This is a genomic window from Stutzerimonas sp. KH-1, from assembly GCF_054483855.1.
In genome coordinates, this window is the sequence record NZ_CM137011.1 from 2,988,619 (window position 1) to 3,001,376 (window position 12,758).

Sequence of the window (12,758 nt, forward strand, 5' to 3'; positions counted from 1 at the left end):
CGACGCTCACATCCAGCCATATTCGGCCATCGACAGCGGCTCGCCGTCACCGACGATGAAATGATCGAGCACCCGCACGTCGATCAGCGCCAGGGCGTCTTTCAGCCGCTGGGTCAGCTGGCGGTCGGCCTGGCTCGGCTCGGCCACGCCCGACGGGTGGTTGTGGGTAAGGATCACCGCCGCCGCGTTCTGCGCCAGGGCGCGCTTGACCACCTGCCGCGGGTAGACGCTGGCGCCATCGATGGTGCCGTGGAACAACACTTCGAAGGCCAGGACCCGGTGCTTGGCGTCGAGAAACAGGCAGCCGAACAGCTCGTGCGGTTCGTGGCGCAGGCGCGCCTTGAGGTAATCGCGTACCGCCTGCGGCGATTCCAGTGCCGAATCGCGGCGCAGCCGTTCGGCCAGGTGCCGGCGCGCCATCTCCAGCACGGCCTGCAACTGGGCGAACTTGGCCGGCCCAAGCCCCAGGTGTGCGCTGAACTGATCGAGATCCGCCTCCAGCAACGCGCGCAGGCTGCCGAACTCGGCGAGCAAGTGGCGCGCCAGATCCACCGCGCTCTTGCCAGCGACGCCGGTGCGCAGGAATATCGCCAGCAATTCGGCATCGGAAAGCGCCGCCGCGCCCTGTTCGAGAAGCTTCTCCCGCGGCCGCTCCGACGCCGGCCAGTCACGTATGCTCATGTCATCTCCCTGTCGAGCAGGCCCACTTTTCCGCTGTGGGCGCTGTGCTATCTTAGCCCGTCATTTTTCCGGGGCACCGGGCAACTTCAGACCTGGTTCTCACTCCGGACATCCCTACCAGATAACAAGGCAGGCCTATGCAGCGGCTGTATCGTAAACGCATCGTCCTGGGCGTCGGCGGCGGCATCGCCGCCTACAAGAGCGCCGAACTGGTCCGTCGCCTGCGCGACCATGGCGCCGAAGTCCGGGTGGTGATGACCCAGGGCGGGCGCGAGTTCATCACCCCCCTCACGCTGCAGGCGCTCTCCGGCCATCCCGTCCACCTGGACCTGCTCGACCCCGCGGCGGAAGCGGCCATGGGGCACATCGAACTGGCTCGCTGGGCAGACCTCGTGCTGATCGCGCCGGCCACCGCCGACCTCATGGCCCGCCTTGCTCAGGGCGTCGCCAATGATCTGCTGACCACCGTGGTGCTGGCGACCAACGCCCCGGTCGCCCTGGCACCGGCCATGAACCAGGCCATGTGGGCCGACCCCGCTACCCAGGCCAATCGTGAGCAGCTGCTGGCACGTGGCATTCGCCTGTTCGGACCCGGCTCCGGCAGCCAGGCCTGCGGCGACATCGGCATGGGGCGCATGCTCGAAGCCGAGGAGCTGGCGCGCGCCGCCGCCGACTGCTTCGAGACCGGCATGCTGACCGGCAGGCACCTGCTGATCACCGCCGGCCCCACCCAGGAAAACATCGACCCGGTGCGCTACATCACCAACCACAGCTCGGGAAAGATGGGTTTCGCCCTCGCCGAGGCCGCTGCCGAAGCCGGCGCGCGGGTCACCCTGGTGACCGGCCCGGTGTTCCTGCCCACTCCCGATCGTGTGCAGCGCATCGACGTCGTCAGTGCCCGTGACATGCTCGCGGCCTGCGAAGCGGCGATGCCCTGCGACATCCTCATCGCCGCAGCAGCCGTCGCCGATTACCGTCCGGAAGTGGTGGCCCCCCATAAACTGAAGAAAGACCCCAGCACTGGCGATGGCCTGCTGCTGCAGATGGTGCGCAACCCGGACATCCTCGCCACGCTAGCCAGCCGCACGGACCGTCCGTTCTGCGTCGGTTTCGCCGCAGAAACCGAGAATCTGCTGGCGTACGCCACGCGCAAGCTGCGCGACAAGAACCTCGACCTGATCGTCGCCAACGACGTGGCCAACCCCAGCATCGGCTTCAACAGCGAAGACAACGCCGTCAGCGTGATCGACCGCCAGCAACACGAAACCCGCTTCGGCCAGGCCAGCAAGGGACATATCGCCCGCGCGCTGGTGGCCTTTATCGCCGACCGCTACAAAGAGTCCTGACATGCACGCACTTCAAGCCAAGATTCTCGACCCTCGCCTCGGCCAGGACTTCCCCCTTCCCGAATATGCGACACCGGGCTCCGCCGGTCTCGATCTACGCGCCATGCTGCAGCAGGACGCCGTGCTTGAGCCGGGCCAGACGCTGCTGATTCCCACTGGCCTGGCCATCCACATCGGCGACCCGGGACTCGCGGCCCTGATCCTGCCGCGCTCGGGCCTCGGCCACAAGCACGGCATCGTGCTCGGCAACCTGGTCGGCCTGATCGACTCGGATTACCAAGGCGAGCTGATGGTGTCGTGCTGGAACCGTGGCCAGAGCGCCTTCACCATCGCTGTCGGCGAGCGCATTGCGCAGCTGATGCTGGTACCGGTGGTCCAGGCTCGCTTCGAACTGGTCGACAGCTTCGACAGCAGCGACCGCGGCGCTGGCGGCTTCGGACACTCCGGCAGCCACTGAGTCGCTGCGCACCGCTTACCTTTCAGGATGATTCGAGGAGCTTCATGGCACTCTTCAAGCGCACCGCCAAGGATTCAGGCGTTCTGAACCCGGCCGAGACCCGCAGCAAGCGCAGCGGCATCAACATCAAACCCTTGCTCGGTGGCCTGGCGAGCAGCCTGATCGGCCTCGGCGCAGCGGCAGCGCTGCTCTGGCTGGGCCTGCAGAATGCCGAGCAGGAGCAACGGACGCAGCTGGCCAGCGCCTGGGGCCAGAGCCAGGCCAGCGCGCTGCAGCAAGCGCTGCGTCAGCTGCAGGGCGATACCCAGGCGGTGACGGAGCGACTGATGCTGGTCGACGCGCTGCGTGGCGACGGTGAGCGTCGACGCGATGCCGAGCAGCGCCTGCTGGACCTGCCCGGCGTGGTCGACGCCCATCTGAACGTCCGCGGCCGCGCCGTACCCGACACCAGCCGTCCGGGACCGCTGAACTTCGCCGCGCTCGATCTGCTGCAGCGTGCGGAAGCCGGTCAGGCGCCCGCCCCCGAAGCGTACAAGGTCGACAACCGCTGGCTGCTGTACAGCGCCGTCGCCCTGCGCGGCGAAGGTCAGCAGGCGATTCGCGGCACGCTGCTGCTGGTCAGCGATCTCCAGCACCTGCTGTCGACACTCCCGACGCTGCCCGACGAAGCCGGGCAACTGCGGTTGAGCCAGCAGTTCGCCGGCGCACCGGAGCAAGTACTGCTGCAGCGCGGCACCCCGGGCAATGCCACGGCCCTGACACTGCCCAGCGGCAATTCCAACTGGACGCTGAGCTACGTTCCGGGCAGCGAGGCCGCGCCGGCCATGCTGACGCCCCTGCACCTGATCGCCGCGGCGCTGCTGGCACTGGCCGGCGTACTGATCGGCCTGCAACTGGTGCTCGGCAGCCAGCAATGCAAGCTGCGCGAAGACGTGCTGCGGATCAGTCGCCTGCTGCAGGAACTCTCCACGGGCAAGACCATCCAAATACCGGCCTTGAGCCTGCCGGTCCTCGACGCACTGGCCAGGAACATGGTCCGACTGCCCGTCCGCCCCGCCGGATCGGCTCCGACTCAGGCACCTGCCGCGGCCCCCGCCGTACGGCCCGCCAAACCTACCGAGTACGTCGCTCCGCCCCTGCCGGAGACCGATATTCTCGACATCGACATTCTCGACGAGGACCAGGACATCTTCGGCCTCGACACGAAGGAGCGAGAAACCGCAATGAGCAGCGCCAAAGCCCCGAATTTGCCCGCCAGTATCTTCCGCGCCTACGACATCCGTGGTGTTGTCGGCGACAGCCTGACCACCGAAACCGCCTACTGGATCGGCCGCGCCATCGGGTCCGAGAGCCTCGCCAAGGGTGAGCCCAATGTTTCGGTTGGCCGCGACGGTCGCCTGTCGGGCCCGGAGCTGGTCCAGCACTTGATCCAGGGCCTGCTCGACAGCGGCTGCGACGTCAGCGACATCGGCATGGTGCCGACCCCGGTGCTCTACTACGCGGCCAACATTCTCGCCGGCAAATCTGGGGTGATGCTCACCGGCAGTCACAACCCGCCGGACTACAACGGCTTCAAGATCGTCATCGCCGGCGATACCCTGGCCAACGAACAGATTCAGGTACTGCGCAAACGGATCGAGAGCAACGACCTGTCCAGCGGTGTCGGCAAGGTCGAACAGGTCGATGTGCTGGAGCGCTATTTCCAGCAGATCCGCGGCGACATCGCCATGGCCCGGCCGATGAAGGTGGTGGTCGACTGCGGCAACGGGGTTGCCGGCGTCATTGCGCCCCAGCTGATCGAGGCGCTGGGTTGCAAGGTGATCCCGCTGTACTGCGAGGTCGATGGCAACTTCCCCAATCACCATCCCGATCCTGGCAAGCCGGAAAACCTGGTCGACCTGATCGCCAGGGTGAAATCCGAGAAGGCCGATCTCGGCCTGGCATTCGACGGCGACGGCGACCGCGTCGGCGTGGTGACCAACGCCGGCACCATGATCTACCCGGACCGCCTGCTGATGCTGTTCGCCAAGGACGTGGTTTCGCGCAATCCAGGCGCCGACATCATCTTCGACGTCAAATGCACCCGCCGCCTGACCCCGCTGATCAGCGGCTATGGCGGCCGCCCGGTGATGTGGAAGACCGGCCATTCGCTGATCAAGAAGAAGATGAAGGAATCCGGCGCGCTGTTGGCCGGGGAGATGAGCGGTCACATCTTCTTCAAGGAGCGCTGGTTCGGCTTCGACGATGGCATCTACAGCGCCGCACGCCTGCTGGAAATCCTCAGCCAGGACAAGCGCGACGCCGAACAGGTGTTCGCCGCCTTCCCCGGCGATATCTCGACGCCGGAGATCAACATCACGGTGACAGAGGAAAGCAAATTCACCATCATGGACGCCCTGCAACGTGACGCTCAGTGGGGCGAAGCCAACCTGATCACCCTCGACGGTGTACGGGTCGACTATCCCAAGGGCTGGGGCCTGATCCGCGCCTCGAACACCACACCGGTTCTGGTGCTGCGCTTCGAGGCCGACAGCGAGGAAGAACTCGGCCGTATTCAGGACGTCTTCCGCGCACAGCTGCTCAACGTTGCACCCGACCTCAAACTGCCGTTCTGATTTGCGGAGCCCTGCATGACCCTCAGCCGTGAAGCTGCCACCCAATTCGCCAAGGTACTGTCCGAGGCGCTGCCCTACATCCGCCGCTTCGTCGGCAAGACGCTGGTCATCAAGTACGGCGGCAACGCGATGGAGAGCGAGGAGCTGAAGACCGGCTTCGCCCGCGACATCGTGCTGATGAAGGCAGTAGGCATCAACCCGGTGGTGGTGCACGGCGGTGGTCCGCAGATCGGCGACCTGCTCAAGCGCCTGAATATCGAAAGCCACTTCATCGACGGCATGCGGGTCACCGACAGCCAGACCATGGATGTGGTGGAGATGGTCCTCGGCGGCCAGGTCAACAAGAGCATCGTCAGCCTGATCAACCAGCATGGCGGCAGCGCCATCGGCCTGACCGGCAAGGATGCCGGCCTGATCCGCGCCAAAAAGCTCAAGGCCACCCGCCAGACACCGGAAATGACCAAGCCGGAAATCATCGACATCGGCCATGTCGGCGAGGTCACCGGGGTCAATGCCGAGCTGCTGGAGATGCTGGTGCAGGGAAACTTCATCCCGGTCATCGCGCCGATCGGCGTGGGTGAGAACGGCGAGTCGTACAACATCAACGCCGACCTGGTTGCCGGCAAGGTGGCCGAGGCGTTGAAGGCTGAGAAGCTGATGCTGCTGACCAACATCGCCGGCCTGATGGACAAGCAGGGCAACGTGCTGACCGGCCTGTCCACCGCCCAGGTCGACGCACTGATCGCCGATGGCACTATCTACGGCGGCATGCTGCCGAAGATCCGCTGTGCACTGGAGGCGGTGCAGGGGGGCGTCAACAGCGCCCACATCATCGACGGCCGCGTGCCCAATGCGGTGTTGCTGGAAATCTTCACCGACGTCGGCGTCGGCACGCTGATCACCAACAATCAGCGCTGATACCCGTACACGAAAAAGGGGAGCCCAGGCTCCCCTTTTTCGTGTGCGCTAGAACCTCAGAGATCGATGCGGAACGATTCGAGCATCGCCGGAATGCCCGGAAACATGCCGATGCCCAGCATCACCGCGCACAGCACGATGAACACGATCGTCGGAATCACCCAGCGGTGCAGATGGCTCAGTGACTGACCGCGCTCCTTGTCACCGATCAGCCCGAGATTATCCAGCAGCACCGTCAGCGACCAGCCGAACACCGGATTGACCAGGGCCGAGGAGAAGATGACGATGGCCGCCGACTGCGAGGTCTTGCCCTCGCGGGTCATCTGCATGCCCGCCTCCAATAGTGGCAGGAACACCCCGACCATCAGCGCCACACTGAGCACCGGCGGCCAGATGGCCAGATCCATCGGATAGCCCCACAGCGCCGCGATGACGCAGAGCAGGCCGGTGAGCAGCGCACCTGCGGGGATCGGACGCTTGGCGATGGCCGCCGGGACCATGAAAGTGCCCCAAGATGAAGCCAGGTTGCCGCCACCCAGGGAGGTGCCGACGATCTGCCGCGCCGCTGCGACGCACATGGTGTCGTCGATGTTCATCAGCACTTTCTTCGCCTTGGGCGGATAGTTGAGCTGTTGGAACACGCGATGCCCGAGGAAGTCCGGCGACCACATGGCCACCGCCAGCACGGCGAAGGGCGCGACGGCGATGAAATGGTGCAGATCCGGTAGACCGATCTGCCAGCCGGTAGTCTCCCCCCACCAGTACATCGGGTTCAGGTTGGGCACACCCGGCTCAGTGGTGAATTCGAACGGCGCGCCCAATGCCAAGGCGATCACCGCGGCCAACGCCGAACCCAGCGGAATCGCCAGCCAGCGCATGCGGATGTGTTCGAGATAGGCGTACATGACGATGGTGGCGAACACCACGACGAAGGCGATGTAGCCCATATCGAAGCTGTCAGCCCAGCCGAACAACTTCTTGATCTGCGAGGTGATGCCGATGAAGCCCAGGTAGAGCAGCAGACCACCGCAAACACCATCACTGGTCAGACGCGCCAGCAGGCTGCCACCCTTGAACACGCCGAGGGTAAAGCCGAGCACACCGACCATGATCCCCAGCGCCATCGGATGCCCGCCCGAGGCGACGATCAGCGGGATCAGCGGAATCAGCGGCCCATGAGTGCCAGCCAGGTTGGCGGTTGGGTTGAGAAACCCCGAGAACAGCACCACGAAGAGCAACGCGGCAATCAGCATCTCGTAACGCGCATTCTCGATCACGAACTCGCTGGACAGCCCCATCGGCCCGGCAAAAGCCGCAACGACCGCCGCCACCATGACGATCTTGCCGATGGTGGCCGCCATGGCCGGCACCCAATCCTCGTACTCGAAGCGGTAGTCGCGAAACGGCAGGTTTATGCCCCAGCGTTTCGGCGCCATGATCTCCAGTTCGTGCTCCAGATATTCAGTGCGAGTCGCGAAATTTCCCTTCGGCTTGTGAAGCTCCTGATAACTGCGTAGGTTCCTATCATTCATGCTAGTCAGCCATACCGAAAATTTTGCGCAACGGTACAGATTGACCTCGAACAACTCACCACGACCTTGAAACTATTGAGTTAGAGCGGTCTTTTATGATAATAAGCAAGCTATGCATCGGCACGCAAAAGTGGCTAATAGCCATTGGCGCAGGCAGATCGCTTTCAGCTAGAACTTTCGGGATGGAGCGCGAGTCGACGCGCTTACGGGTTCTGACCAAGCAGCTCGGCGATGCGCTGCCGATCCTGAGCGAAGTTGACCTCCGCCTCGGCACGCGTTTTCTCGAAACGCGCAAGATCACGCAGCAGGCTCTGCTCTTCCTTCTCGAGGTTTTCGATCTGTGCCAGCAGGTTCTCCGGAACCTTGCGCCCCGCCCGCTCGTGGTTCGCCGCCTGCTTGCGTAGACTCGCATGCTGACTGCGGATCGACTGCAGATTGCCCTGGGACAAGCCGATTACACTGTCGAGCTCAGCCAGTTTGCGCGCCTCGGCTCGCTCCACATCCTCCACGCTCGCATAGAGCCGTAGCAGCTGCGCGTCGGACGCATCGCGCGCCTTCTTTGCCTGCAGCCGGGCGAACTCTTCCGCGCTCGGGGCTGGAGGCACTTCGCGAACTACGCGCCCCTGCTCATTGAGCACCTGATAACCGCGCGAGATATGCTGCGGCGGCACGCCATGGCGATCGAGCACGACCACACCCCGCTCATCGACGTAACGATATAGCTCGGCAGCCGGAAGCAAAGCGGGAGATATGAATCCCAACAGAAGCATCGTTCGAGCGGCTACCAATCTATGCATGGCGGACTACCTATCCTGGGTCAGATTCCATACTGCTCGCGATAAGCCTGCACCGCAGGCAGGTACTGTTTCAGCTGAGCGTCGTCGGCCAGATATTCCAGCACCTGCTCCAGGGACACAATACTGATCACCGGCATTCGATAATCACGTTCAACTTCCTGAATCGCGGACAGCTGCCCCTGCCCTCTTTCCTGACGATTAAGGGCGATGAGCACCCCAGCTGCCTCGGCGTTCTGCGCCTGGATGATCTGCATAACTTCACGGATGGCGGTGCCAGCGGTGATCACATCATCGACGATCAGCACGCGCCCGGCCAACGGCGCACCGACCAGGGTGCCCCCCTCGCCGTGATCCTTGGCTTCCTTGCGGTTGAAGCACCAGGGCACGTCGCGCTGGTGCTGCTCGGCCAAGGCGATGGCGGTCGCGGCGCCGAGTGGGATGCCTTTGTAAGCAGGGCCGAAAATGACATCAAAATCCAGACCGCTCTGCATCACGGCCGAGGCATAGAAGCGTCCGAGCTGGGCGAGCGCACCGCCACTGTTGAACAAACCGGCATTGAAGAAGTAAGGGCTGGTACGTCCCGACTTGAGAGTGAACTCACCGAAACGCAGTACGCCGCGCTCGATGGCGAAGCGGATGAATTCGCGCTGGTACGCCTGCATGAAGAAATTTCCCGGAAAACCACTGTTTTAGCTAATTGCGAAGAGCTTGGGTTATCATACACGCACGTGTTTTTAGGGGCCATTTATGCGGATCATCAGCGTCAACGTGAATGGCATTCAAGCGGCGGCGCAGCGGGGATTGCTCAGCTGGCTGCAGGCGCAGAATGCCGATGTCATCTGCCTGCAGGATACCCGCGCCTCTGCCTTGGAACTCGACGACCCGGCCTATCAGCTGGACGGTTATTTCCTCTACGCCTGCGATGCCGAGATTCCGGAACAGGGCGGCGTGGCGCTTTACTCCAGATTGCAGCCAAAAGCAGTGATCACCGGACTGGGCTTCGAAACCGTGGACCGCTACGGCCGTTACCTGCAGGCTGACTTCGACAAGGTCAGCATTGCCAGCCTGCTGGTGCCGTCCGGTCAGGGTGGCGACGCCAATTTGAATCACAAGCTCAAGTTCATGGACGATTTTGCCCGCTATCTGGACAAGCAGCGCCGCAAGCGTCGCGAGTACATCTATTGCGGCTCACTGTACGTCGCGCACCAGAAGATCGATGTGAAGAACTGGCGCGACTGCCAGCAGGATCCGGGCTTCCTCGCGCCCGAACGTGCCTGGCTCGATGAGATCTTCGGCAACATGGGCTACGTCGACGCCTTGCGCGAAGTGAATCGCGAAGGCGATCTGTTCAGCTGGTGGCCGGACACGGAGCAAGCGGAGATGCTCAACCTCGGCTGGCGCTTTGATTACCAGATCCTGACCTCGGGCCTTCGCCGCTTCGTCCGCAGCGCCCGCTTGCCACGTCAGCCACGCTTCTCCCAGCACGCACCGCTGATCGCCGATTACGACTGGACGCTCAGCCTGTAAGCTCGCGACTCGCAAGGGCGACCGGCGCGGAGATGGCCGGTCGCCGCTCAGCGGTCAACTGAAGATCGAAGCCGGCCTATTTGACGAGCCGCCAGCAGAACGGATAACGGTAGGGCTTGCCCTCGTTGGCGCGGATGCCGGCGATCACCACCAGCACCAGCGCCACGACGCTCACCAGCACCATCAGCGGGAAGCCGATGAGGATCCAGGCCAGCACGCCGCAGATCATCATCGCAATGCTGAAGGTCAGTTGAAAATTCAACGCCTCCTTGCCCTGCTGGTCGACGTAGGGATCCATGTCCTTCTTCAACTGCCAGACGATCAGCGGGCCAAGCACGTTGCCGATCATCGGCGCCAGGAACCAGAAGAACGCCGAATAATGACAGAACATTGCCCACTGGCGCGCTTCGCGGCTGGGCAACGGCACGAGATCCTGATCGCTCATTCCGCGCTACCTCTTTCTCAGTCCGCCAGCGCCGCGCGCTGCAGGTCGAACAACTGGCGCATGCCTTCGTGGGCCAGTGCGAGCATGGCATTGAGCTCATCAGCATGGAACGGCGCACCCTCGGCAGTGCCCTGAACCTCGATGAAACCGCCGGCATCGGTCATCACCACATTCAGGTCGGTCTCGGCGGCAGAGTCTTCCAGATAATCCAGGTCCAGCACTGGCGCACCCTGGTAGATACCGACCGAAACGGCTGCGATCATCTGCTTGACCGGATCGCCACCCTTCAGACCACCACGCTTTTTCAGGACCTTCAGGGCGTCGATCAGCGCGACCATGCCGCCAGTGATCGAGGCTGTGCGAGTACCGCCATCGGCCTGAATCACGTCGCAGTCAATGAACAGCGTGTTCTCGCCCAGCTTGCTCATGTCCAGCGCGGCCCGCAGCGAGCGCCCGATCAGACGCTGGATTTCCAGCGTGCGTCCACCCTGTTTGCCCCGTGCGGCTTCGCGTTGGTTCCGCTCACCAGTCGAACGCGGCAGCATGCCGTACTCGGCAGTCAACCATCCCTGGCCCTGGCCCTTGAGGAAGCGCGGCACGCCGGCCTCGATGCTCGCCGTGCAGATCACCTTGGTATCGCCAAACTCGACCAGCACCGAGCCCTCTGCATGCTTGGTGTAGTTACGAGTGATGCGGATCGAGCGCAGCTGATCGGCGGCACGGCCACTGGGTCGCTTCATGGATAGGTCCTGCTAGATAAAGAATGTGAGCGGCATTATAGAGCCCCTGGCCGGGAAAGGGTCGCAACCGTCCGGCCGTCACTGCAGCGATGGCCGGTTTCCATTACAATCTTCCGCCTTTCGCAGTCCGCATCCGAGAGGTTATCCAATGGTCCACAGCATGACGGCCTTTGCCCGCAGCGAGCAGGCCGGCACCCATGGCACCCTCAGCTGGGAAATCCGCTCGGTCAATCACCGTTATCTGGAACCACACCTGCGCCTGCCTGAGGCGTTCCGCGATCTTGAAGGTCAGGTGCGCGATGCGCTGCGCAAGGGCCTCTCGCGCGGCAAAGTGGAGTGCACGCTGCGCTTCGCCGAGGAAAGCCAGCGCAGCAGCCTGCAGGTTGACCAGGAGCGCGCCAGCCAGTTGATCGCCGCCGCCGAAAGCGTTGCCGCCCTGATTCGCCAGCCGGCCGCTATCGATCCGCTGCAGGTGCTCGGCTGGCCGGGCGTGCTGGTCGCCGATGCGGCCGACCCGCAAGCACTCAACCAGAGCGCACTGGAGCTGTTCCACAAGGCTCTGGAGCAGCTCAAGGAAGGCCGTCGGCGCGAGGGCGCGGAGCTCGCCAAGCTGCTCGAGGAGCGCCTGGACAGCATCCTCGCGGAAGTCGCCACGCTGCGTGAGCAAGTGCCACAGATGCTCGCCGCCCAGCGCCAGAAGATCCTCGACCGTTTCAACGAGATGGCTGCCGAGCTGGACCCGCAACGCCTCGAGCAGGAGATGGTCCTGCTCGCACAGAAGAGTGACGTGGCCGAAGAACTCGACCGTCTGAGCACCCACGTCGGCGAAGTTCAACGCGTGCTCAAGGCCGGTGGCGCCGCCGGGCGCCGCCTTGATTTCCTCATGCAGGAACTCAACCGCGAGGCCAACACCCTCGGTTCGAAAGCCTTCGACCCGCGCAGCACCCAGGCCGCGGTGAACCTCAAGGTTCTGATCGAGCAGATGCGCGAACAGGTGCAGAACATCGAATAACCCCAGCTGCCTAGCGGCTGGTCTACTTTTGTCCCACAGGCTTTCCAGGAACCCGTCATGTCCGCCACCACCGGTACGCTTTACATCGTGTCCGCGCCTTCCGGGGCCGGCAAGACCAGTCTGGTCAAGGCCCTGGTCGACGCACAACCGCAGGTGCGGGTGTCGGTTTCGCACACGACTCGCGCCATGCGTCCGGGCGAGGTCGACGGCGTGAACTACCACTTCGTCAGCCGCGAGGATTTTCTCGAGCGCCTGGAGCGCGACGAGTTCCTAGAACATGCCGAAGTGTTCGGCAACCTCTACGGTACCTCGCAGCGCTGGCTGGAGCAGACCCTGGCCGAGGGCTTCGACCTGATCCTGGAAATCGACTGGCAGGGTGCCCAGCAGGTGCGCCGGCTGATGCCGCAAGCCAAGTCGATCTTCATCCTGCCGCCGACCCAGGAAGCTCTGCGCCAGCGCCTCAACAACCGCGGCCAGGACAGCGACGAGATCATCGAAAAGCGCATGCGCGAAGCAGTCAGCGAGATGAGCCATTACGTCGAGTACGACTACCTGGTGATCAATGACGACTTCGCCCACGCGCTGGTCGACCTGCAGTCGATCTTCCGCGCCAACCAGCTCAAGCAGCAATCCCAGCAGCAGCGCCACGCACGACTGCTCAGCGAGCTGCTGGCCTGAGAAACAGCGC

At 63.6% G+C, this 12,758-nt stretch carries 13 protein-coding genes; 7 read left to right on the forward strand and 6 right to left on the reverse strand.

What is annotated here, in order from left to right; genetic code table 11:
• Window positions 1-6: 6 nt before the first annotated feature.
• Complete coding sequence (gene radC / locus ACX1DW_RS14475) at window positions 7-681, reverse strand: RadC family protein (protein ID WP_200600507.1); 675 nt, start codon at window positions 679-681, stop codon at window positions 7-9.
• A gap of 137 nt (window positions 682-818) precedes the next feature.
• Between radC and coaBC the strand changes: the two genes are divergently transcribed.
• The 4 genes from coaBC to argB are packed head-to-tail and all read left to right on the forward strand — an operon-like array spanning window position 819 to window position 6,017.
• The gene (gene coaBC, locus ACX1DW_RS14480; RefSeq protein WP_200600509.1) at window positions 819-2,027 is read left to right on the forward strand and encodes a bifunctional phosphopantothenoylcysteine decarboxylase/phosphopantothenate--cysteine ligase CoaBC; all 1,209 of its coding nucleotides are present in this window, start codon (window positions 819-821) and stop codon (window positions 2,025-2,027) included.
• A 1-nt stretch (window position 2,028) separates the two neighbouring features.
• Window positions 2,029-2,484 (forward strand): dUTP diphosphatase, encoded by a 456-nt coding sequence (dut, locus tag ACX1DW_RS14485; RefSeq protein WP_200600511.1) that lies wholly within the window; start codon window positions 2,029-2,031, stop codon window positions 2,482-2,484.
• Between the two features lie 44 nt (window positions 2,485-2,528).
• The gene (locus ACX1DW_RS14490; RefSeq protein ID WP_325166759.1) at window positions 2,529-5,099 is read left to right on the forward strand and encodes a phosphomannomutase/phosphoglucomutase; all 2,571 of its coding nucleotides are present in this window, start codon (window positions 2,529-2,531) and stop codon (window positions 5,097-5,099) included.
• 15 nt (window positions 5,100-5,114) lie between these two features.
• On the forward strand, window positions 5,115-6,017 hold the full coding sequence (gene argB, locus ACX1DW_RS14495) for an acetylglutamate kinase (RefSeq protein WP_106442711.1): 903 nt from the start codon (window positions 5,115-5,117) through the stop codon (window positions 6,015-6,017).
• A gap of 56 nt (window positions 6,018-6,073) precedes the next feature.
• Here the strand turns inward: argB and ACX1DW_RS14500 are convergent, their stop codons facing one another.
• The 3 genes from ACX1DW_RS14500 to pyrE form a co-directional block, all read right to left on the reverse strand.
• Window positions 6,074-7,549 (reverse strand): DUF3360 family protein, encoded by a 1,476-nt coding sequence (locus ACX1DW_RS14500; RefSeq protein WP_200600513.1) that lies wholly within the window; start codon window positions 7,547-7,549, stop codon window positions 6,074-6,076.
• Window positions 7,550-7,752: 203 nt separating this feature from the next.
• On the reverse strand, window positions 7,753-8,319 hold the full coding sequence (locus ACX1DW_RS14505) for a DUF4124 domain-containing protein (protein WP_200601125.1): 567 nt from the start codon (window positions 8,317-8,319) through the stop codon (window positions 7,753-7,755).
• 47 nt (window positions 8,320-8,366) lie between these two features.
• On the reverse strand, window positions 8,367-9,008 hold the full coding sequence (pyrE, locus tag ACX1DW_RS14510) for an orotate phosphoribosyltransferase (RefSeq protein WP_102839523.1): 642 nt from the start codon (window positions 9,006-9,008) through the stop codon (window positions 8,367-8,369).
• 85 nt (window positions 9,009-9,093) lie between these two features.
• On the opposite strand from pyrE, the gene ACX1DW_RS14515 reads away from it, so the two are divergent.
• Window positions 9,094-9,873, forward strand: coding sequence for an exodeoxyribonuclease III (locus tag ACX1DW_RS14515; protein WP_102839522.1), 780 nt, complete (start codon window positions 9,094-9,096; stop codon window positions 9,871-9,873).
• Window positions 9,874-9,949: 76 nt separating this feature from the next.
• Here ACX1DW_RS14515 and ACX1DW_RS14520 read toward each other — a convergent pair whose 3' ends face one another.
• Both ACX1DW_RS14520 and rph read right to left on the reverse strand, forming a co-directional pair.
• The gene (locus tag ACX1DW_RS14520) at window positions 9,950-10,318 is read right to left on the reverse strand and encodes a DUF4870 domain-containing protein (protein WP_063539546.1); all 369 of its coding nucleotides are present in this window, start codon (window positions 10,316-10,318) and stop codon (window positions 9,950-9,952) included.
• Between the two features lie 17 nt (window positions 10,319-10,335).
• On the reverse strand, window positions 10,336-11,058 hold the full coding sequence (rph, locus tag ACX1DW_RS14525; protein ID WP_200600515.1) for a ribonuclease PH: 723 nt from the start codon (window positions 11,056-11,058) through the stop codon (window positions 10,336-10,338).
• 148 nt (window positions 11,059-11,206) lie between these two features.
• Here rph and ACX1DW_RS14530 point away from each other — a divergent pair, with 148 nt between their 5' ends.
• Window positions 11,207-12,070 carry a YicC/YloC family endoribonuclease gene (locus tag ACX1DW_RS14530; protein WP_200600517.1) on the forward strand — a complete coding sequence of 288 codons (864 nt, stop codon included), beginning with the start codon at window positions 11,207-11,209 and terminating at the stop codon, window positions 12,068-12,070.
• 57 nt (window positions 12,071-12,127) lie between these two features.
• Complete coding sequence (gmk, locus tag ACX1DW_RS14535; protein WP_063539543.1) at window positions 12,128-12,748, forward strand: guanylate kinase; 621 nt, start codon at window positions 12,128-12,130, stop codon at window positions 12,746-12,748.
• Window positions 12,749-12,758: the final 10 nt, after the last annotated feature.